Origin of the sequence: Caballeronia sp. LZ001 (assembly GCF_031450875.1) — a bacterium.
GTDB lineage: Bacteria > Pseudomonadota > Gammaproteobacteria > Burkholderiales > Burkholderiaceae > Caballeronia.
Window position 1 is genome coordinate 4,077,157 of record NZ_JARTVX010000004.1, and the last position, 20,310, is coordinate 4,097,466.

Sequence of the window (20,310 nt, forward strand, 5' to 3'; positions counted from 1 at the left end):
AGTGTTTCAACGAAGCGGCCGCTTGCGTCCTCACGTCGTCCAGAGCCGCAACGGCTGCGCCTTCACGCCATGCACGAGAGGCCGCAGCCGCAACCAGCATTCGGTCATCGCGCGTTGCAGCGGCTCCATCGAGTGGCTGATGGCGCGCACGATCAACACGCCGGGCGTAATGCACGATGCAGCCGCGCGTAACGTATCGTCGAAGGGCAGTTCGGCGGTGAGGGCTTCGGCGAGCGCATCGTCGCAAGCCGGGCCTATCGCCCATAGCGTGCCGTAAGCGGGAAAGCGCGCGAGTCCTTGCGCCGCATCGCAAAGAGGATCGGTCGCATCGAGCAGGCTGCGTTCGAACCAGAGCGGCTTGCCATCGGCATGCGCAATGCGCGATACCGCTTCGATATGTCCATGCGTCCAGCGCTCGCCCGCCGCCGCGCGGCCGAGCAGCATTGCGTCCCAGCCAATGGCGCTCGCGCCTTCGGCGAGCGTCAGACTGAAGTCGAGCTTCACGTTCGACGATTCGAACACGATGTTGTTCTGCGGCAGCCAGTCGAGCTTCGCATGCGCGGCGAGCGCGATATCTATACGCTGCGTCGCGAGCTTGCCGTTGGCCTTGTACCACTTGGTCGAACCGGGCGTCGTGACGACGGCATGCGTGTCTTCGCCGAGCTTCACGTCGATGGAGAGCCGGTCGCCGCCCGCGACGCCGCCCGGCGGATGCACGATCACCGCGTGGCAGATGCCGTCTTCCGGATAGAGCGGACGTTGCAGCCTGAGCGGCCCTTCGTGTTTGCGATGCGAAAAGACCGTGCGCCCATGCTTCTGCTCAAAACCGAGTTCGAGCCCGGCCGCGCCAGACGTTCGGATCGGCGTCGATTTGCGCGGCAGCGAGCGCCGCGTGCGATTCATGATGCATGAGCGAGCAGTGACTAGTGAACTGAGCAGACGAGGTGAGCCGCCATGTTAAGCCGAAAAGTCAGACGGCGATCAACTCTCGCACACCTTGTTCATCCATCTCGGAGCCCGCGCCGCCCGCGATGATCTCGCCGCGGCTCATCACCCAGTAGCGGTCGGCGAGTTCGCGCGCGAAGTCGTAGTACTGTTCGACGAGCAAGACCGTCATGCCCATTTCATCGACGAGTTGGCGCAGCGTCCTGCCGATGTCGCGAATGATGGACGGCTGGATGCCTTCGGTCGGTTCGTCGAGAATCAGCAGCTGCGGTTCGCTCATCAGCGCGCGGCCAATAGCCAGTTGCTGTTGCTGACCGCCCGAAAGGTCGCCGCCGCGCCGGTTTTTCATGTCCTTCAGCACCGGAAAGAGCTGATAGATGTGATCGGGAATCTTCGATGGCGACTTGCGGCTCGCCGCGCCGACCAGCAGGTTCTCTTCCACGGTGAGGCGGCCGAAGATGTCTCGGCCTTGCGGAACATAGGCGAGGCCACTCGTCACGCGCGCATGCGTGGGCATCGACGAAATCTTCTTGTCGCGCCAGGTGATGGTGCCGCTGCGCGTCGGCACGACGCCCATCAAACAGCGCAGGAGCGTCGTCTTGCCGACGCCGTTGCGGCCGAGCAGCACGGTCAGCTTGCCATCGGGGACGGTCATCTTCACATCGCGAAGAATGTGGCTGCCGCCGTAGTACTGATTCAGGGATTCGACTTCTAGCATGGGTGCCTTGGGCTTCGCTCTGGTGATCTGTGCGGGCGGTGAGATCAGCGTCCGAGGTAGGACTCGATCACCGCTTCATCGCGCTGAACGTCTTCCAGCGTGCCCTCGGCGAGCACGCTGCCTTCGGCCATGACCGTGACCTTGCCATCGGCGCCCGCGAGCGCGGCGACGAACTCCATGTCGTGTTCGACGACCATCATCGAACAGGAGCCGCGCAGTTTGTTGAGCAGCTCGGCAAGTTCCATGGTCTCGTGATCGGTCATGCCGGCAGCGGGTTCGTCGAGCAGCAAGAGGGCAGGCTGCTGCATCAGCAACATGCCGATTTCGAGCCGCTGCTTTTGCCCGTGCGACAACTCGCCCGCGAGCCGCGTGGCCTGATGATGAAGGCGAATCAGCTCCAGCGTCTCTTCGATACGTGCCTGCGCCGCGCGGTCGAGCCGCGAACGCAGCGACGCGAACCAGCGCTTGTCCGTTTTCATCGCGAGTTCGAGGTTCTCCCACACGGGATGATTCTCGAACACCGTGGGCTTCTGAAACTTCCGGCCGATTCCAGTACGCGCGATCACCGGCTCCGACATGCGCGTGAGGTCGAGTGTCTGTCCGAGAAAGACCTTGCCCGTATCGGGACGCGTCTTGCCGGTGACGACATCCATCATCGTGGTCTTGCCCGCGCCATTCGGGCCGATGACGCAGCGCAGTTCGCCCACGTCGATCGACAAGGTCAGTTTGTTGAGCGCCCTAAAACCGTCGAAACTTTTGGTCACGTCTTCGAGGTAGAGAATGGTGCCGTGCGATACGTCGATCTCGCCGGGCGCGAGCACATGGCCGAGCCCGGTGATGCCGTTCATGTTGCGTTCGTTCGATTCCTCCGATTGCGGCAACGGCGGCAGATCGACGATCAGTGCGTTATGTGCGGTCATTCTGCGGCGTCTCCTGCGTGAGCCTTCTTGCGGCGCGCCATGTCGATGAGTCCCATGATGCCGTTCGGCAGAAGCAGCGGCACGAGCGTGAAGATGAGGCCGAGGAAGAACAGCCAGTATTCCGCGAAATAAGCGGTGAAGAAGCTCTTCGCGCCATTCACGGCGAACGCGCCGATGATCGGGCCGATGAGCGTTCCGCGTCCGCCTACCGCAACCCAGATCGCCATTTCAATGGAATTGGCGGGCGACATCTCGCTCGGATTGATGATGCCGACTTGCGGCACATAGAGCGCGCCGGCAATGCCGCACAGCACCGCCGACACGGTCCAGATGAAGAGCTTGTATGCGAGCGGGCTGTAGCCCAGGAACATGAGCCGCGTCTCGCCGTCGCGCACGCCGGTCACCACACGTCCGAGCTTCGAGGTGACGATCCAGCGCGCCGCGAGAAACGCGAGCACCAGCACCGCGAACGTGATGAGAAAGAGGCCGGTGCGTGTGCCCGGATGCGTGATCGGAAAGCCCGCGATGCGCTTGAAGTCGGTGAAGCCGTTATTGCCGCCGAAGCCCGTTTCATTGCGATAGAAAAGCAGCATCGCGGCGAAGGTCATGGCTTGCGTGATGATCGACAGATACACGCCCTTCACGCGCGAACGGAACGTGAAGAAGCCGAACACCCACGCGAGCACGCCCGGCACGAGCACGACGAGCAAAAGCGCATACCAGAGATGCTCCGTGCCTTCCCAAAACCACGGCAGCTTGTGCCAGTCGAGAAACACCATGAAGTCGGGCAGGTCACTCTGATACGTGCCTTCGCGACCGATCGAGCGCATCAGGTACATGCCCATTGCGTAGCCGCCGAGCGCGAAGAACAGCGCGTGACCCAGGCTCAGAATGCCGCAGTAGCCCCACACGAGATCGAGCGCGAGCGCGCCGATGGCATAGCACATCAGCTTGCCGATGAGCGTCATCGCATACGCGGACAGATGGAACGTGCTCGTTTCCGGCAGCACGAGCGCGGAGACCGGCACGACGATGCCCATCGCGATGATGAGCGCGATCAGCGCGATCCAGCCGTTGCGCGGCAAGAGCGCGGCGCGCGGCGGCAGGCCGAGCGCGAAGCCCGCGCGCGCGGCGTTCTCGTCGGGTTGCGGCGCGACGTCGAGATTGGCTGAGAGATTGGTCGAGGCAGTCATGGGATCAGGCCTCCGCGCTGCGGCCCTTCAGGGCGAACATGCCTTGAGGACGCTTCTGAATGAACAGCACGATCAGCACGAGCACCGCGATCTTCGCGAGCACCGCGCCCCAGAACGGCTCGATCGCCTTGTTGACGAGACCCAGTCCGAAGCCGCCGATCACCGTGCCTGCAAGTTGACCAACGCCGCCGAGCACCACGGCCATGAAGGAATCGATGATGTAGCTCTGCCCGAGATCCGGTCCGACGTTGCCGATCTGCGAAAGCGCGCAGCCGCCGAGTCCCGCGATGCCCGCGCCGAACGCGAACGCATACGAATCGACACGCGAAGTCTTCACGCCGACGCACGCGGCCATGCGGCGGTTCTGCGTGACCGCGCGCACGAAAAGCCCGAGCCGCGTGCGCGTGAGCACGCCCCATGCAATCGCCACGACGGCGAGCGAGAAGGCGAGAATGGTGAGCCGGTTATACGGCAGGATCAGATTCGGCATGACGGCAATCCCGCCGCTCATCCACGAAGGATTGGTCACCTGCACGTTCTGCGCACCGAAGAGCGTGCGCGTCGCCTGAATGAGGATGAGGCTGATACCAAAGGTCGTCAGCAGCGTTTCGAGCGGACGTCCATAGAGATGCTTCAATACGAGGCGCTCCAGCACGATGCCGACGAGCGCCGCCGCGGCAAACGACGAGGGTACGGCAAAGAGCGGATACCAGTTGAACGCGGCAGGCGCGTAATGCTGCACGAGGTTCTGCACGACATATGTCGCGTAGGCGCCGATCATCAAAAACTCGCCGTGCGCCATGTTGATGACGCCGATCAGACCGTACGTGATGGCAAGACCGAGCGCCGCGAGCAACAGCACGCTGCCGAGCGAAAGGCCCGCGAACAGCGTGCCGAAGATTTCGCCGCGATGCTGAATCGAATCGAGGTCTTCGATGCCCGCTTGCGCCGCGGCCCGCACGCGGTCGTCGGGTTCGTTGAAGGTGCCGTCCGCTTTCTTCGCGACGAGCGGACGCAGCAATTCGTACATGTCGAGATCGTGCCGCGCGGCGACGAGCTTGACCGCGTCCAGTCGCTTGACGACGTCGGCGTCGTGCAGGGCGGTCATCGCCCAGAGCGTGTCGAGACGCTTCTTGAGCTCGGGATCGGTTTCGCCGGCGCGCGCGCGGTCGATCAGCGGCTTCATCGACGGATCGGGATTCTTCAGGAGCGCGGCCACAGCATCGCGACGCTTGGCGATATCCGGCGAAGCGAGCTGCAAGCCCGACAATGCGCCGTTCACTTTCGTGCGCAGGATGTTGTTGAGCGTGATCGCCTGCGCGTCGGGCGCTTCGACGACCTTGCCGGTAAGCGGGTCCTTGTTGCCGTCGTCGGTCTGCAGATAAACGTGGCCATTGTCGGTGGCGACGAGCGAGCCGTCCGCGAGCGCGGAGAGCACGGCGACCGAAGGCGCATCCGCGTTGGCGATCAGCTTGTCGATGGCCGCGGACTTCGCCTCGAAGTCGTCGGCGGCGAGCGGCGCGAGATCGTCGCTGGTGAGCGCATGCGCGGAGAACGGCGCGAGCGCGATGAAAAGCGCAAGCAGCATACGCGGGAAGAGGCGGGCGAACGAACCGGTCATGGTGGCCTTTCTGATGGTGACTGGCCGCGCGCGATGACACGCGCGGCCCTTTCCTCGACTCGATACGTCAGGCCGTGCGCGTGCGCGCGCGGCGCAGGAACGAGGGAATCGAGCTGACCACGTCCGGCTTGCCCTGATTGCCGGCGATATACGGACTCCACGGCTGCGCGCGGATGGCGGTCTTCGTCTTCCACACGACGTTGAACTGACCGTCGCCGCGAATTTCGCCGATCATCACGGGCTTGTGCAGATGGTGGTTGCCATCCATCGTCAAGGTGAAGCCCGAGGGCGCGGCGAAGCTCTGACCGATCATCGCGACGCGCACCTTGTCCACATCGGCGCTCTTCGCTTTCTCGACCGCCTGCTTCCACATGTGGATGCCGACGAAGGTCGCTTCCATCGGATCGTTGGTCACGCGCTTGTCGCCGCCCGGCAGATTCTGCGCCTTGGCGTACGCGAAGAACTCCTTCTCGAACTTCGTGTTGTTCGGGTTCTTCACCGACATGAAGTAGTTCCATGCGGCGAGGTGGCCGACGAGCGGCTTCGTATCGATACCGCGCAGTTCTTCTTCACCGACCGAGAACGCGACCACGGGCACGTCCGTCGCCTTCAGGCCTTGATTGCCGAGTTCCTTGTAGAACGGTACGTTCGAGTCGCCGTTGATCGTAGAGACGACAGTTGTCTTTCCCCCTTGGGAAAAGGTCTTGATGTTCGCGACGATGGTTTGATAGTCGCTATGTCCGAACGGTGTGTAGACCTCTTGAATGTCCTCATCCTTGACTCCTTTCGAATGAAGGAAGGCGCGCAGGATCTTGTTGGTCGTGCGCGGATACACATAGTCCGTGCCGAGCAGGAAGAAGCGCTTGGCACTGCCGCCTTCCGCGCCCATCAGATATTCGACGGCGGGAATTGCTTGCTGGTTCGGCGCCGCGCCCGTGTAGAACACGTTGCGCGACATCTCTTCGCCTTCGTACTGCACGGGGTAGAAGAGCAGGCCGTTGAGTTCCTCGAAGACCGGCAGCACCGACTTGCGCGACACGGACGTCCAGCAGCCGAACACGACGGCGACCTTGTCCTGCGTCAGAAGCTGACGGGCTTTTTCGGCGAAGAGCGGCCAGTTGGATGCCGGGTCCACGACCACCGGTTCGAGCTGGCGGCCGTTCACACCGCCGCTCTTGTTGATATCGGCAATGGTCATGAGCGCCGTGTCTTTGAGCGACGTCTCGGAGATGGCCATGGTGCCCGACAGCGAATGCAGGATGCCGACTTTGATCGGACCCGTATCGGCGGCTTGCGCCTTGGTGATCGGAAGCTGACCCGCGAGGGCGAGCGCGCCCGACATGGAGCCGAACTTCAGCAGACTGCGTCGTTTCATTTGTGTGTTCCCCTTGCCGATGTGTATTTGCTTGACGTGGTGTGAGCGTCGACGCCCGCGACCAGCAAGGGGGTTCTGCAAGTGCTATGCCAATCGGGGGCTTTTGACCGATGGCTATGGGTTTGCGGAGTTTTTGGGAAGGAATTACAGCGTGGCGGAGGCGTCTAGCGCGGTTGCTTTTGGTGCATGGTGGCGAGGTGTGCGTCGTCGTGGTGCGCGGGTGCTTCAGACGGATTGGTGTGCGGATAAAGCCGCCGCCTCGTTTCCACGGCGGCTCTCCTTCGATTCACCGATTGACCATTCGCGCAGGCACGCTCAGCACGAGCAGCGCGCCCACGATCAGACAGCCGGCCAGCATATACATGCCGCTTGCGTTCGATGCCGTGGCTTGCTTGAGCCATCCCACGAGATACGGGCTTAGAAAGCCCGCGAGATTGCCTAGCGAATTGATCATCGCGATGCCGGCGGCCGCGCCCGTGCCTGCAAGGAACGCAGTCGGCAGACTCCAGAACAACGGCAAGGTCGTGAGAATGCCCATGGTCGCAAGCGTGAGTCCGAGCATGGCAAGCGGCGTGTTCGCCGACCACACGACCGAGAGCACCAGCCCCAATGCGCCGATGAACGCCGGAATGGCGATATGCCAGCGCCGCTCGCCGCGCTTGTCCGCGCTGCGCGCGACCAGCAGCATGCCGATCACCGCCGCGCCGTAGGGAATCGCGGAGAGGAGGCCGACCGTGAGCGCATCGGAGACGCCGGTGGCCTTGATGATCGTCGGCAGCCAGAAGCTCACGCCATAAAGACCCATCACGAAGCAAAAGTAGATCAGGCTCATCAGCCAGACTTTCGGGCTCGACAGAATCTTGCCGATGGGCATGTCCTCTTTCGCGACGTTATCGGCGGCGATATTGCGTTCGAGCAACGCTCGCTCGTCGGCCGTGAGCCACTTCGCTTTCGAGATGCGGTCGTCGAGTTTGAAGAACACGACGAGTCCGACGACGATCGACGGAATGCCTTCCAGCAATAGCAGCCACTGCCAGCCATGCCAGTCGTTCGTGCCATCGAAACGCTTCATGATCCAGCCCGACACCGGCCCGCCGATCAACCCCGACAGCGCGATCGCCGTCATGAACAGCGTCGTCATGCGCCCGCGCCGTTGCGCCGGAAACCAGTACGTCAAATAAAGAATGATGCCGGGAAAGAAGCCCGCTTCGGCCACGCCCAGCAGAAAGCGCATGACGTAGAACATGGTCGGCGTGGTGATGAACATGGTGAGCGCGGAAATGACGCCCCACGAGATCATGATCCGCGCGATCCACACGCGCGCGCCGACGCGATGAAGAATCACGTTGCTCGGTATCTCGAAGATGAAATAGCCGAAAAAGAAAATGCCCGCGCCGAAGCCATAGACGGCATCGGAGAGGTTCAAATCGGCGGCCATCTGCAACTTGGCGAAGCCGACGTTCACGCGGTCGAGATACGCGACCACATAACAAATGAGCAGAAGCGGCGAGAGCCGCCATGCGACCTTCTTGTAGGTTGCCTCCTCGAATGCGGAAGGCGTGCCCGTGGCGGGGCTTTGCACTGAATCGGCGGTGCGGGCCATGTCGTCTCCTCTTTCTCTTGCGCGTTCGGGTTCGTTCGATGATTACAGACGCGTAAGGATTCTAGCTGCCAGGCGGCAAGCCGAGGCGAGGGTTTCGGATCGGGGAAAACACGGATGAACGTGTGGCGTGCAACGTCCGGCGATCCTCCCGCCAAGGCAAGCGAAAGGGCGCGCAGGCGCGTTTGGCTATAATGCCCGGGTTGCACTTCGCTGCATCCACGCCGCCTCGCGCGACCGCGCGAATGCGCAGAAACGCGGCCACCGCGCCGAAGAGAATGCCTCGCGCGCGCGGCGCTGACAGATTTCCGAACTCAACTTCATCAGAGAGCGCTCATGAGCTTCAACAACGTACCTTCCGGCAAGGATCTTCCGCAAGACTTCAACGTCATCATCGAGATTCCCGCGCAGAGCGATCCGGTGAAATACGAAGCGGACAAGGACATGGGCCTGCTCGTCGTCGACCGCTTCATCGGCACCGGCATGCGCTATCCGGCCAATTACGGCTTCATCCCGCAGACGCTGTCGGGCGACGGCGACCCGGTCGACGTGCTGGTCATCACGCCGTTCCCGCTGCTCGCAGGCTCGGTAGTCCGCTCGCGCGCGCTCGGCATGCTGAAGATGACCGACGAATCCGGCGTCGACGCGAAGCTGATCGCCGTTGCACACGACAAGATCTGCCCGATGACGGCAAATCTCAAGTCGATCGACGACGTGCCCGAATACCTCAAAGACCAGATCAAGCATTTCTTCGAGCAATACAAGGCGCTGGAGAAGGGCAAGTGGGTGAAGGTCGAAGGCTGGGACGGCATCGAAGCCGCGCACAAGGAAATCTCGGAAGGCGCGGCTAACTTCAAGAAGTAAGCCTGGCTTTCGCGCGTCGCGTTGCGTAGACGAGATGCGAGTGGTCCGCACGGCCGCGCTCGATGCGCGGCCGTTTCAATTTGCGGGCGCGTCGTGGGCTTCGTCCAGGTTGTCATCCACGACGGCGACAGCGGGCGGCGGCAGCACGGAATCGAGCGTGCGCTCGCCCGCGATCAACGCGCGCTTTTGCCGCGCGGTGAGCTGCTTCACCCAATATTCGGCGCGCAACGCCTCCGATCTTCCCTGCAGTTCGAACGACGCCACGACGCGCAGCGGCTTGCGCGCGCGGGTATAGCGCGCGCCCTTGCCGGCGGCATGCGCGACGAAGCGCGCTTCCACATCCGTGGCGATGCCCGTGTACAGGCTGCCATCGGCGCATTCGATGAGATAGAGGAACCAGGGCATGGCCGGGATTATCGCCGAATCGGCGCAACCTTCGAGAGCGGCCACGCCCGACTAAACGACGAATTAAAACTTGCGCGAGAATAGCCGTTCATGCCCGCAAGGGCAAAACTCATCATTCGAGGTCTTCCGTTGAATCGCGAAGTCGAAATCCAGGTAGTCGACACGCTAGAGGACATTTCGCCCGAGGAGTGGAACCGCCTCGCGGGCGCGAATCCCTTCGTCAGTCACGGCTTCCTGTCGGCGTTGCAGGACACGCATTGCGCGGTCAAGCGCACCGGCTGGCGGGCGCATCACCTCATTCTGAAGCGCAACGGCGTCTTCGCCGGCGCCATGCCGCTTTATCTCAAGTCGCACTCGCGCGGCGAATATGTCTTCGACCACGCCTGGGCCGATGCCTTCGAACGCCACGGCGTGCGCTATTACCCCAAGGCGCTCTCGGCCGTGCCGTTCTCGCCGGTGACGGGTCCGCGTCTCATCGCGGCCGAACACGCGGATCGCGTGCTGCTCGCGCGCGGTGCGATCGAGCTTACGCGGCAACTCGACATCTCGTCGCTGCACGTGCTGTTTCCGCACGCACAGGACATCGAGGCGCTGAAGGACGCGGGCTACATGTTGAGAGAAGGCGTGCAGTTTCATTGGGAGAATCTGCCGGGCGCGGGCTACGAGCACTTCGACGCGTTTCTCGCCACCATGAGCCACGACAAGCGCAAGAAGGTGAAGCAGGATCGCCGCCGCGTGACCGAAGCGGGCGTGACTTACAAGTGGCTGCGCGGCCGTCAGATCGACAAAAGCGCGCTCGATTTCTTCTATGGCTGCTACGAGAACACGTACAAGGAGCACTGGAACGCGCCGTATCTGACGCGCGAGTTCTTCGGTCAAATTCACGCCGATGCGCCCGACAACATGCTGCTCGTCATCGCCGAAGCGGACGGCGAGCGGCTCGCCTGCGCGCTCAACATGATCGGCGGCGACACCATGTATGGCCGCTACTGGGGCACGCGCGAGTTCGTTTCGGGGCTGCATTTCGAAACCTGCTACATGCAGGGCATCGCGTATTGCATCGAGCACGGGCTGGCGCGCTTCGAAGGCGGCGCGCAGGGCGTGCACAAGATGTCGCGCGGCATGTTGCCCACGCCGACATGGTCCGCGCACTGGATCGCCGACCAGCGCTTTGCTCATGCGATCAGCGAGTTTCTCGATGAAGAAACCGCCGCGATGACGCAGCATATCGAGGAACTCGAAGCGCATACGCCATTCAGGAAGATGGCGACGGATTGAAGCGTGCGGCATGATGACGAGTATCCAAAGGATACGCAAACAATGAAAACCGAATTCCTGAACCTCTACAGCCATGGTTTCGCGCGGGTTGCCGTCGCGGTGCCGGAATGCAAGGTGGCCGATCCATCGTTCAATGCCGGAGAGACCATCGCGCTCGCCCGGCAGGCCGCGCAAAACGGCGCCGTGCTGGTCGCGTTTCCCGAGCTGGGGTTGTCCGCTTATTCGTGCGAAGACCTGTTCCATCAGGACGCGTTGCTCGTCGCGTGCGAGCGCGCGCTGGCCGCGCTGGTCGAAGAATCCCGCTCGCTCGATATCGTCATGGTGGTTGGCTTGCCGTTGCGCGTCGATCACGCGTTGTACAACTGCGCGGCCGTGGTGTCGTCCGGGCGCGTGCAGGGCGTGGTTCCCAAGAGCTTCCTGCCGAATTACGCGGAGTTTTACGAAGCGCGCCAATTCAGTGCCGCCGATTGCGCGTTGGTCGACGAGATCCATTTGCTCGGCGCGGAGGTTCCCTTCGGTTCAGCGCTGCTGTTCGATATCCCGTCGATTCCGTATTTCCGCTTTCACGTGGAAATCTGCGAGGACGTCTGGGTGCCCATTCCGCCATCGTCGTTCGCCGCGCTCGCGGGTGCGACGGTGCTCATCAATCTGTCGGCATCGAATATCGTCGTCGGGAAATCGTCGTACCGGCATCAACTGGTCGGGCAGCAATCGGCGCGATGCATCGCGGCGTATCTCTATTCGTCGGCGGGCAAGGGCGAATCCACGACGGATCTCGCGTGGGACGGGCAGGCGCTCATCTACGAGAACGGCGAGCAGCTCGCCGAGTCGGAGCGCTTCAGCGACGCATCGCACGTCATTTTCGGCGATGTCGATGTCGAGCGGCTGTCGCGCGAACGCATGCATCAGACGACCTTCGCTCAGTCGGCGCGCAGACATCAGGAAGAGGCGCGCAAGTTCCGTATCGTGCGATGTGAAGTGGCCGTGCCCGCGGCGTCCGTGTTGCCCTTGCAACGTGCGGTGCCGCGCTTCCCTTACGTGCCGATCGACGCAAGCAGACGCGACGAGCGCTGCATGGAGGTCCACAACATTCAGGTTCAGGCGCTGGTGCAACGGCTCGCTTCGAGCAATATTTCGAAGGTCGTGATCGGCGTCTCCGGGGGGCTCGATTCGACTCATGCCTTGCTCGTCTGCGCCAAGGCCATGGACCGGCTCGGCCTGCCGCGCACCAATATTCTCGGCGTGACCATGCCCGGTTTTGCGACTAGCGAGCGCACGCTCACCCAGGCGCGCCGGCTGATGGACGTGGTTGGTTGTTCGGCATCCGAAGTGGATATCCGGCCGAGCTGCATCCAGATGCTGAAGGACCTCGGTCATCCGTATTCGACGGGCGAAGAACAGTACGACATCACCTTCGAGAACGTGCAGGCGGGCGAGCGCACGAACCATCTGTTCAGGCTCGCGAACTACAGCAATGGCATTGTGATCGGCACGGGCGACTTGAGCGAACTGGCACTCGGCTGGTGCACCTACGGCGTCGGCGATCACATGTCGCACTACAGCGTGAACGCCAGCGTGCCGAAGACGCTCATCACGCATCTCGTGCGATGGGTGGCCGAGACGGCGCAGATCGGCAACGACGGCGCCGATGTGCTCAACGATATTCTCGCCACCGAGATCAGCCCCGAACTCATTCCGGGCAAGGTGAAGGGCGCGCTCGAACAGAAAACCGAGAGCGTGATCGGGCCGTACGAGCTTCAGGACTTCAACCTTTACTACATTCTTCGCTTCGGTTTCCGGCCGTCGAAGGTGGCATTTCTTTCATCGACGGCGTGGGGCGACAAGGACGCGGGCGCGTGGCCTGCCGATGTCGACCTCGTTCATCACGAATACGACCTCACGCAGATCAAGAAGAACCTGCGCATCTTCCTGTATCGCTTCTTCAAGCTGAGTCAGTTCAAGCGGTCGTGTATTCCGAATGCGCCGAAGGTGGGAACGGGCGGTTCGCTCTCGCCGCGTGGAGACTGGCGCGCGCCGAGCGATTCGGAAGCTACGGTCTGGCTCGATGATCTGGAGAATATTCCGGACGCGTCGTGACGTTCGTTGCACGCAGAAAGGGCGTCGTATGCGCGATGAATGCACACGACGCCTTCGAAACCTTCAATCCTGTGGCAACTCGATCACCGCGCCCGACTTCGCCGCGGCCACGATAGCTTCCGTCACGCGCAGGTTCCTGAGCCCGTCGCGGGCCGATACCAGCGGCGCCGCCTCGCCGCGCGCAACCGCGCCGAAGTGCTCCATCTGATGCTTGATGGGGTCGTCCCGCACCATGCCGACGACACCCGCTTCGAACGGCTTCCACCACGAACGGTCTTCATCGCGCGGATAGGTTTTCAGACGCATGGTCGGAATGGCGAGGCTGCCGTTCGTTCCCGCGACGAGATAGCAATCCTCGTCGGCGTAACTCGCGTAAGCCTTGTTCTCTTCGGAGGTCTGCTCCCAACTGCGCGCGCTCGCCGCCGAATCCGAAAGCAGGAACGTGCCGAGCGCGCCGCTTTCGAAGCGCAGATTAATCGCGACCGTATCCTCGACGGCAAAGCCGCGCGCCGCATGCGATAGAAACGCCTGCACCGCGACGATCTCGCCGCAAAGCATGCGCAGGTTGTGAACCTCGTGGATCATGTTGAGCAGGATCGGGCCGCCGCCAGGCTCGCGACGCCAGGGCGCATCCGTGAAGTAATGATCGGGCTTCAGAAACATCGCGCTGCCGGTCACGGCGACAAGGCGCCCCAGCACGCCGGATTCGATTACCTCACGGGCCTTCGCCATGATCGGACTATGCGCGCGATGATGGCCGATGAGAATCGGCACGCCCGCTTCATCCGCTGAGCGCACGAGCGCTTCGGCTTCGGCGACGGTCGGCGCAATCGGCTTTTCGAGCAGCGTCGGTACGCGCGCGTCGAGGCATTGCAGTGCTTGCGGCACATGTAGCTGATTCGGCGTTGCGAGCACCACGCCGTCCGGTTTGTCCTGTGCGAAGAGCTCGTCGAGCGTCGCGTAGATCGGCACGTCCGCCCGTTCCGCGATGGCGCGCGCAGCCGGCGACGGATCGACAATGGCCGACAGCATGCACGTCGCGCTGTTCTCCAGGACGCCGATATGCGCCTGTCCGATATATCCGGCTCCGGCCACGGCGATTCGAGTTCGGGTCATGCTGTGCCTCCTCCTTGGTTTTTGTTCGACGTTGCTCGCGTTCCGAAGCGCCGTCGGGTAGATCCACATCATAAAATCAACCGGCGCGCCTGCAATGCGGACTTGCGATATCGCCAACGTATCGGCCACGACGCAGCCCTTCGCGTTGAATGCACCAAAAACGCCTGAAAAACAGCCGCATAAGCGCTGAATCGATAACCGGCAGCCTGCTAGAATCAAAAGCATCTGTCCTTCGCGGACACGACCCATTCCGAAGATTCTTGAACTCAAGCGAGGCACGCCATGAAACGTATCACCGCCATCATCAAACCGTTCAAGCTCGATGAAGTCCGTGAGGCGCTCGCCGAAGTAGGCCTGACCGGGCTGACGGTTACTGAAGTCAAAGGCTTCGGCCGTCAGAAAGGACATACCGAGCTCTATCGTGGTGCAGAGTACGTCGTCGATTTTCTGCCGAAGGTGAAGATCGAAGTAGTCGTCGCCAACGATCAAACCGATCAGGTCATCGACGCGATCATCGGTGCGGCGCGCACCGGCAAGATCGGCGACGGAAAAATCTTCGTGGCCGAAGTCGAGCGCGTCATCCGCATTCGTACCGGCGAGGAAAACGAAGCGGCGGTCTGAGCGCTTCGAGGTTTTCCCTGTCCCATCGAGCCTGCGTTTCTCACGCGGGCTCGTCTTTTCCGCATCGCATGCACCAGCACGATGCGCGTCGCTCGTCCGCTTGACTCCTGCTTGATCTCCAATCCGCCTGACTGAGTGCCGAACTCGGCGCGATTTCGTTGCCGTGCGGTAACATCGAATCCCGCTTACCAATTTGTAAGGATTTTTTGGATGCATCACGCGATCGGCTTTATTCAGGATCTCGCGGTAATCATGGCCATCGCGGGCGTCGTGACGGTGTTGTTTCATCGCATGCGTCAGCCGGTCGTGCTCGGTTATATCGTTGCGGGCGTCATCATCGGGCCATACACGCCGCCGTTTCAGCTGATTCACGACGAAGCCACCATCCAGACGCTCGGCGAACTAGGCGTGGTCTTCCTGATGTTCTCGCTCGGCCTCGAATTCAGTCTGCGCAAACTCTTCAAGGTGGGCGCGACGGCGTTCGTCGCGGCGCTGTCCGAGATCGTGCTGATGATCTGGATCGGCTACGAGATAGGCCGCTGGTTCGGCTGGAATTCGATGGATTCGCTCTTTCTCGGCGCGGTGCTGGCGATTTCGTCGACGACGATCATCGTGAAGGCGCTGTCCGAGCTCAAGATGAAAGGCGAGCCGTTCGCGCAACTCGTGTTCGGCATCTTGATTGTCGAGGACATTCTCGCCATCGCAATGCTCGTGCTGCTTTCCGGCATCGCGCAGACAGGTTCCGTCACGGCGGGCGTCGCGGCCATCACGCTCGGCAAGTTGCTGCTTTTCATGACTGTGTCGCTCGTGGTCGGCATTCTCATCGTGCCGCGCGCGCTGGATTACGTGGCGCGCGCGAAAAGCGACGAGATGCTGCTCGTCACCGTGCTCGGCTTCTGCTTCGGCTTTTGTCTGCTGGTCGTGAAGCTCGATTACAGCATCGCGCTCGGTGCCTTTCTGATCGGCGCGATCATGGCGGAGTCGAAGAATCTCGCGCGCATCGAGCATCTCATCGCGCCGGTACGCGACATGTTTTCGGCCATCTTCTTCGTGACCATCGGCTTGCTGCTGAATCCGTCCGTGCTCGTCGATTACGCGTGGCCGATCGCGGTCATCACCGTGGCGGTCGTGTTCGGCAAGATCGTATCGTGCGGGCTCGGCACTTTTCTCGCCGGTAAGGACGGGCGCACGGCGATGCGCGTCGGCATGAGCGTCGCGCAGATCGGCGAGTTCTCGTTCATCATCGCGTCGCTCGGGTTGTCGCTCAAGGTGACGAGCGCGTTTCTCTATCCGATCGCGGTCGCCGTCTCCGCGCTCACCACGCTCTTCACGCCGTATCTGATTCGCGCCGCCGATCCCATCACCATGCGTCTTGCCCGCGCGATGCCCGCGCCGCTCGCCAACACCTTCGGCCTCTACTCGCAGTGGCTCGCGAGTCTCACGCCCGCGACCGGCGGCCCGACGCTCTTTTCGATGACCCGGCGCATCGTTCTGCAGATCGCGGTGAACCTGGCGCTCGTGGCTGCGATTTTTCTGGGCGCGTCTTATTCGGCGCCGTTCGCTTCCGGCTACCTCGCGCGCTGGCTCGAATCGGACAATGCGCAGCGCGTCGTGTTGTGGAGCGCGGCGTTGTTGATCGCGCTGCCGTTTCTGGTGGCGGTGTATCGCAAGCTGGATTCGCTTGCGCTCCTGCTCGCCGAAGTCAGCGTGCAACCCGCGAAGGCCGGACGCTTCACGAGCGCGATTCGTTCGGCCATCTCGGGGCTGATTCCCATCGTCGCCATGTTCGGCGTCTTTCTGCTCGTGGCCGCGCTTTCGGGCGGCATCTTGCCGCCTTTCGGATTGATGGTGGCCGTGCTCGTCTGCGCGGCGTTGCTCTTGACGGTACTCTGGCGCTGGTGCGTGAAGATTCACGCGACCATGCAGATCGCGTTGCGCGAAACCTTCGAGGAGCCGCGCGATCACTGAAGGAATCATCCATTCATTACGATTGCCGCGATAATGTGAGCAAATGTGTGCTGGTTTGCCCCGTCTGTTCGAGAGGCGGATAATCGAAACGTGTTGATTCTTTCCCTGGCGTTCGCGCGCCGGACAACGGAATGAGCGAAAACAAAACCTCGAACGACTCAGGCTCCATCGCAAACGGCGCGGCGCCCGACGCCCGCCGAAGTGGGGCGGATGCATCGGCGGCGGGCGTGGCGCGAGATGGCGCACCTCACGCACCGCAAGCACCTCAGGCACCTCAGGCACCTCAGGCACCTCAAACGTCAACCACGCCGGGTTCGGACCCGAGCGCGACCGAGCGGGCATCGACGGATGCGCCTTCGAGCGCTTCGACCGTTGAGCCCGTCGATAAGGCAGCGGCGCGACGGGCCGAGGCACTCGAAGCAAACGCCAAGGTCGCGCCGGAACCAGTCGTGCGCGCGAAGCCTCTTGATGCAAAAGCGAACTTGGCCGAGAGTCTCGAAGCCGCGACCGAGGCGCAAGCGGGCAGCGATATCGAAAGCATCATCGCGGGCACGGAAGCCGAACCCGAACCCGAACCTCAACCGGTGAAGGCCAGCGTTCTGCCGCCCGAGTTCACCGCCGCGCCGGATTTCGGCACGCTCAATCCGCCGCCCTTGCCGCCGCCCGCTCAGCAGACAGCGAGCGCGACGCAAGCGCCGCCTGCGTATCTCAAGCAATCGGATTCGGCGTGGTCCGTGTTCGGGCGCGTGATCGCCGCGCGTGCGCGACAAATTTTCGACCGGGCAGGGCAGCGCATCACGCAGCGCACGTTGAGGATCGGCGTGTCGGCGCGCATTTTTCATCCGGAGCCGGGCGCGAAGGGTTTGCGTGGCAAGACGCTGCAATATCTGGAGGAATCCATCGCGCATTGGGTCATGTCGCGCGATGTGCTCGTGTTCATGATTCCGACGGTCGGCACGCAAGGCATGCTGCATCCAAGCAATATCCGCCTGCGCGACTATGCGAAGAATCTCGACGGGCTGCTGCTTCAGGGTGGCGCGGACGTGTCGCCGCAATCTTACGAGGAGGTCGTGACGCGCCCCGAGTGGCCGGGCGATCGCGTGCGCGACATGTATGAGTTGGAACTGCTGCACGAATTCATCGAGTCAGGCAAGCCGGTGCTCGGCGTGTGTCGCGGCTGTCAGCTCATCAACGTGGCATTCGGCGGCACGCTCTACGGCGATATCGCCACCGAAGTGCCGACTGCGGGCATCCACGTGAACGAGCACTACGATCAGCATCGGCACTCGCTGCGCTTTCCCGATGGCTCGACGCTCGCCAACATGTTTCCGAATCAGCGCGATGCAATCGTCAACTCGATTCACCATCAAGCGGTGAAGTCGCTTGGGCGGGATCTCAACGTCGAGGCGGTCTCGGCGCAGGATGGGATCATCGAAGCGGTGCGGTATCGCAAGGCGCCGTTCGTGGTGGGCGTGCAGTGGCACCCGGAGTTTCATCGCGCGGGCGGATCGGAATTGCTCGATTGCACGCCGCTGCTCGATACGTTTTTGCGCGTGGCGCGGGAAACGCGGTTCTAGGGCGTTGGTTTGGACGTGCGTTGGCATCGAGGCCCGCTTCGTAATGAGCGGGCCTTTTTGTTTTGCATGATTGGGGTTGAAGCGCGGATTTGGGTGATAGTCGTCGACGAGCCGGCTTTGGTTCTAAGCGAAACCGAGAATGCACGTCGGGATGATGTACCGCGGCCGTGAAATACGCTCACGCGCGCAAACTCACCGAATCAAAAGTCACCGCGCCGAACCCACCGGAGCCAGCCCGGCTTCGCTCGCACGCTGCAACTGATCGACCTGCATCTGCAATGCGCGCAGCTTGCGTTCCGATTCGAGCTTGTCGCTCTGCAGCGCCGCCGATTCCGCCTGCAATTGCTGCTGACGTTCCGACACCTGCGTGTCCTGCTGCTGCGCGAGCGCGAGATCGGCGGATAACCGGTTCGCGCGATTCGCCGACACGGCGATCACGCGGTCGAGCAGCGCTTTTTGCGCCTGCAACTGCACACGGCGAATCTCGCCATCGGCAAGATCATGTGTCTTGCGCGCGAACTGCGCGTAGACCGATTCGGCGCGATTCTCCTCTTGCGTCTTCACGACGCGCCACGAATGCGAGTCCTGCGACAACGCCACGTAATAGAGCATCTCTTGCGGCAGAAAATAGAGCCTCGCGCCGTAGCTGCCATTGCGCGTGACGCGCAGCTCGGTCAGTCGGCCCGCCTGCACCATGTCCTGCAGTTCGGCGAGGTTGCTCGCGGAGGGCGACGCGCCATCGCTCTGAAGATCGGAGAGGTCTTCAGGCGATAGCGCCGGTGCGCTGTTTGTTCGATCGGCTTTTGAAGCCGGAGCCGGGCTCGTGACAGCCGATGCATCGGCGAAAAAAGCTAGCAATCCGGAGAAGAACAAAGCGAGGACAAGTACTGCGTGACGAATGAAACGTAAGTGCATCATGTTGGCTTCATGCCGATAAAGTTAAGCGATTCATCACCGGGCCTGATTGGCCGATGCATTGTCGGGACGTGAAGCGACATTGCTGTCGAGCGTGGGCGAATGCTGGAGCATGGAGTAGAGGGCGGCGACGTTCAGCGGCTCAGTGGTGCGCGGCGCCGCAGTGAGTTGCGTGGGCTTCGTGCTCGCGCCGCGATGTGTCGATGCCGCGTATCGAATAACCGGTTTCGTGGCTGCCCGCTTCGCGCGATGTGCGCCCGCGTTCACGTATCGAGGAGTTCGTGTGTGGGACGCTTCGGCATGTACGGAAACTGGCGCTGGTTTTGTCTCACGCGCATGCGCGGGCCGACTTGCCATGAGAACGCGCGCCGCGACAGGCTGCGTTGGGTCGACCGGACGCGGGTCCGCCGGTTGACTTACCGTGGGCACGCGTGTCGCATCCGCCGGTCTGTCGCGCGACACCGCTTGTCCAATCTGCATCTGTTCTGCGTCATCAACCGCAGGCTTCGACCCGCTTCGTTCCAGCCACTGTTCATGCGCGAACAGCACCCAGACGAACAACGCCGAAACCGCGATGGCAATAGCGGATTTTTCAAAGCTGCCGATGCGGTAAGGCCGCTTGCGTAACGGCGACGGACTGCGCAGATCGATACGCATGGGCTTTCTTTCCGCAGCCGCATCGACCGGTGCGGCAGGCTCTTTCATACGCGACGTAGAAGGACGCGTGGCGCCCTTGGCGAGCTTTCCCCAGATACTCGTTGCTTGATACGGAGAACGCGCATGCAACGAGTCCGACGAGTCGGACATGCGCGAGTACTTGGTATTGAACCGTGCGCCGTAGAGCGGAATCTCGGAGCGCGACGTACTCGGCCGAGCGCGCGCGGGCGACCACTCGCGGCCGAATTTCAGCGATGGATCGGCGAGCGGGCGCACCGTTGGCAGGCGTAGATTGCCTTCCACGACGATCAGAGGCTCGTTCATGAGTGTTCCAGGTGGATGCGCCGATGCGCGCACGATTGGGACGTGCGGGCATCGGCCCGAGGTCAGCTAGATTGACTCGCGATCATACGAAACAGCACTGAACTAAACGACCAGAC

Annotated in this window: 16 protein-coding genes and 1 pseudogene; 6 read left to right on the top strand and 11 right to left on the bottom strand. The window is 62.2% G+C overall.

From position 1 onward, the window contains the following. Positions 1 to 30: 30 nt before the first annotated feature. From P9292_RS30085 to P9292_RS30115, 7 genes and pseudogenes are all read right to left on the bottom strand, one after another. Positions 31 to 910, bottom strand: a pseudogene (locus P9292_RS30085) (urease accessory protein UreD). Between the two features lie 60 nt (positions 911 to 970). Further along, entirely contained in the window at positions 971 to 1,663 is a 693-nt protein-coding gene (gene urtE, locus P9292_RS30090; protein WP_309962637.1) for an urea ABC transporter ATP-binding subunit UrtE, read from the bottom strand. Between the two features lie 44 nt (positions 1,664 to 1,707). Next, positions 1,708 to 2,511, bottom strand: a complete 804-nt coding sequence (gene urtD / locus P9292_RS30095) for an urea ABC transporter ATP-binding protein UrtD (RefSeq protein WP_244828098.1) — start codon at positions 2,509 to 2,511, stop codon at positions 1,708 to 1,710. A gap of 68 nt (positions 2,512 to 2,579) precedes the next feature. After that, positions 2,580 to 3,776, bottom strand: coding sequence for an urea ABC transporter permease subunit UrtC (urtC, locus tag P9292_RS30100; RefSeq protein WP_250465351.1), 1,197 nt, complete (start codon positions 3,774 to 3,776; stop codon positions 2,580 to 2,582). A gap of 4 nt (positions 3,777 to 3,780) precedes the next feature. After that, complete coding sequence (gene urtB / locus P9292_RS30105) at positions 3,781 to 5,397, bottom strand: urea ABC transporter permease subunit UrtB (RefSeq protein ID WP_309962639.1); 1,617 nt, start codon at positions 5,395 to 5,397, stop codon at positions 3,781 to 3,783. Between the two features lie 67 nt (positions 5,398 to 5,464). Further along, positions 5,465 to 6,772: an urea ABC transporter substrate-binding protein gene (gene urtA / locus P9292_RS30110; RefSeq protein WP_244825971.1), complete on the bottom strand. Its 1,308-nt coding sequence runs from the start codon at positions 6,770 to 6,772 to the stop codon at positions 5,465 to 5,467. Between the two features lie 286 nt (positions 6,773 to 7,058). Further along, positions 7,059 to 8,375 (bottom strand): MFS transporter, encoded by a 1,317-nt coding sequence (locus tag P9292_RS30115; RefSeq protein WP_309962641.1) that lies wholly within the window; start codon positions 8,373 to 8,375, stop codon positions 7,059 to 7,061. A gap of 333 nt (positions 8,376 to 8,708) precedes the next feature. On the opposite strand from P9292_RS30115, the gene ppa reads away from it, so the two are divergent. Beyond that, on the top strand, positions 8,709 to 9,236 hold the full coding sequence (gene ppa / locus P9292_RS30120; RefSeq protein ID WP_244825962.1) for an inorganic diphosphatase: 528 nt from the start codon (positions 8,709 to 8,711) through the stop codon (positions 9,234 to 9,236). Between the two features lie 75 nt (positions 9,237 to 9,311). On the opposite strand, the gene P9292_RS30125 is transcribed toward ppa, so the two are convergent. After that, positions 9,312 to 9,641 (bottom strand): GIY-YIG nuclease family protein, encoded by a 330-nt coding sequence (locus P9292_RS30125; protein ID WP_244825961.1) that lies wholly within the window; start codon positions 9,639 to 9,641, stop codon positions 9,312 to 9,314. Positions 9,642 to 9,770: 129 nt separating this feature from the next. Here P9292_RS30125 and P9292_RS30130 point away from each other — a divergent pair, with 129 nt between their 5' ends. Both P9292_RS30130 and P9292_RS30135 read left to right on the top strand, forming a co-directional pair. Next, entirely contained in the window at positions 9,771 to 10,919 is a 1,149-nt protein-coding gene (locus P9292_RS30130; protein ID WP_309962644.1) for a GNAT family N-acetyltransferase, read from the top strand. 42 nt (positions 10,920 to 10,961) lie between these two features. Next, positions 10,962 to 13,016 carry an NAD(+) synthase gene (locus P9292_RS30135; RefSeq protein WP_309962646.1) on the top strand — a complete coding sequence of 685 codons (2,055 nt, stop codon included), beginning with the start codon at positions 10,962 to 10,964 and terminating at the stop codon, positions 13,014 to 13,016. A gap of 63 nt (positions 13,017 to 13,079) precedes the next feature. Here P9292_RS30135 and P9292_RS30140 read toward each other — a convergent pair whose 3' ends face one another. Then, on the bottom strand, positions 13,080 to 14,132 hold the full coding sequence (locus P9292_RS30140) for a Gfo/Idh/MocA family oxidoreductase (protein ID WP_309962648.1): 1,053 nt from the start codon (positions 14,130 to 14,132) through the stop codon (positions 13,080 to 13,082). 282 nt (positions 14,133 to 14,414) lie between these two features. On the opposite strand from P9292_RS30140, the gene glnK reads away from it, so the two are divergent. The 3 genes from glnK (at position 14,415) to P9292_RS30155 (ending at position 18,298) form a co-directional block, all read left to right on the top strand. Then, positions 14,415 to 14,753, top strand: coding sequence for a P-II family nitrogen regulator (gene glnK, locus P9292_RS30145; RefSeq protein ID WP_086969848.1), 339 nt, complete (start codon positions 14,415 to 14,417; stop codon positions 14,751 to 14,753). A gap of 210 nt (positions 14,754 to 14,963) precedes the next feature. Further along, on the top strand, positions 14,964 to 16,721 hold the full coding sequence (locus tag P9292_RS30150; protein WP_250465342.1) for a cation:proton antiporter: 1,758 nt from the start codon (positions 14,964 to 14,966) through the stop codon (positions 16,719 to 16,721). Between the two features lie 131 nt (positions 16,722 to 16,852). After that, positions 16,853 to 18,298: a type 1 glutamine amidotransferase gene (locus P9292_RS30155; RefSeq protein ID WP_309962651.1), complete on the top strand. Its 1,446-nt coding sequence runs from the start codon at positions 16,853 to 16,855 to the stop codon at positions 18,296 to 18,298. Positions 18,299 to 18,505: 207 nt separating this feature from the next. Here P9292_RS30155 and P9292_RS30160 read toward each other — a convergent pair whose 3' ends face one another. Beyond that, positions 18,506 to 19,216 (bottom strand): DUF2968 domain-containing protein, encoded by a 711-nt coding sequence (locus P9292_RS30160; protein ID WP_309962652.1) that lies wholly within the window; start codon positions 19,214 to 19,216, stop codon positions 18,506 to 18,508. A 33-nt stretch (positions 19,217 to 19,249) separates the two neighbouring features. Then, on the bottom strand, positions 19,250 to 20,194 hold the full coding sequence (locus P9292_RS30165) for a hypothetical protein (RefSeq protein WP_309962655.1): 945 nt from the start codon (positions 20,192 to 20,194) through the stop codon (positions 19,250 to 19,252). Between the last annotated feature and the right edge of the window lie 116 nt (positions 20,195 to 20,310).

Coding starts and splice junctions, on each gene's coding strand:
- urtE (WP_309962637.1), bottom strand. CDS start 1,663: ATGCTAGAAGTCGAATCCCTGAATCAGTACTACGGCGGCAGCCACATT.
- urtD (WP_244828098.1), bottom strand. CDS start 2,511: ATGAACGGCATCACCGGGCTCGGCCATGTGCTCGCGCCCGGCGAGATC.
- urtC (WP_250465351.1), bottom strand. CDS start 3,776: ATGACTGCCTCGACCAATCTCTCAGCCAATCTCGACGTCGCGCCGCAA.
- urtB (WP_309962639.1), bottom strand. CDS start 5,397: ATGACCGGTTCGTTCGCCCGCCTCTTCCCGCGTATGCTGCTTGCGCTT.
- urtA (WP_244825971.1), bottom strand. CDS start 6,772: ATGAAACGACGCAGTCTGCTGAAGTTCGGCTCCATGTCGGGCGCGCTC.
- P9292_RS30115 (WP_309962641.1), bottom strand. CDS start 8,375: ATGGCCCGCACCGCCGATTCAGTGCAAAGCCCCGCCACGGGCACGCCT.
- ppa (WP_244825962.1), top strand. CDS start 8,709: ATGAGCTTCAACAACGTACCTTCCGGCAAGGATCTTCCGCAAGACTTC.
- P9292_RS30125 (WP_244825961.1), bottom strand. CDS start 9,641: ATGCCCTGGTTCCTCTATCTCATCGAATGCGCCGATGGCAGCCTGTAC.
- P9292_RS30135 (WP_309962646.1), top strand. CDS start 10,962: ATGAAAACCGAATTCCTGAACCTCTACAGCCATGGTTTCGCGCGGGTT.
- P9292_RS30140 (WP_309962648.1), bottom strand. CDS start 14,132: ATGACCCGAACTCGAATCGCCGTGGCCGGAGCCGGATATATCGGACAG.
- glnK (WP_086969848.1), top strand. CDS start 14,415: ATGAAACGTATCACCGCCATCATCAAACCGTTCAAGCTCGATGAAGTC.
- P9292_RS30150 (WP_250465342.1), top strand. CDS start 14,964: ATGCATCACGCGATCGGCTTTATTCAGGATCTCGCGGTAATCATGGCC.
- P9292_RS30155 (WP_309962651.1), top strand. CDS start 16,853: ATGAGCGAAAACAAAACCTCGAACGACTCAGGCTCCATCGCAAACGGC.
- P9292_RS30160 (WP_309962652.1), bottom strand. CDS start 19,216: ATGATGCACTTACGTTTCATTCGTCACGCAGTACTTGTCCTCGCTTTG.
- P9292_RS30165 (WP_309962655.1), bottom strand. CDS start 20,194: ATGAACGAGCCTCTGATCGTCGTGGAAGGCAATCTACGCCTGCCAACG.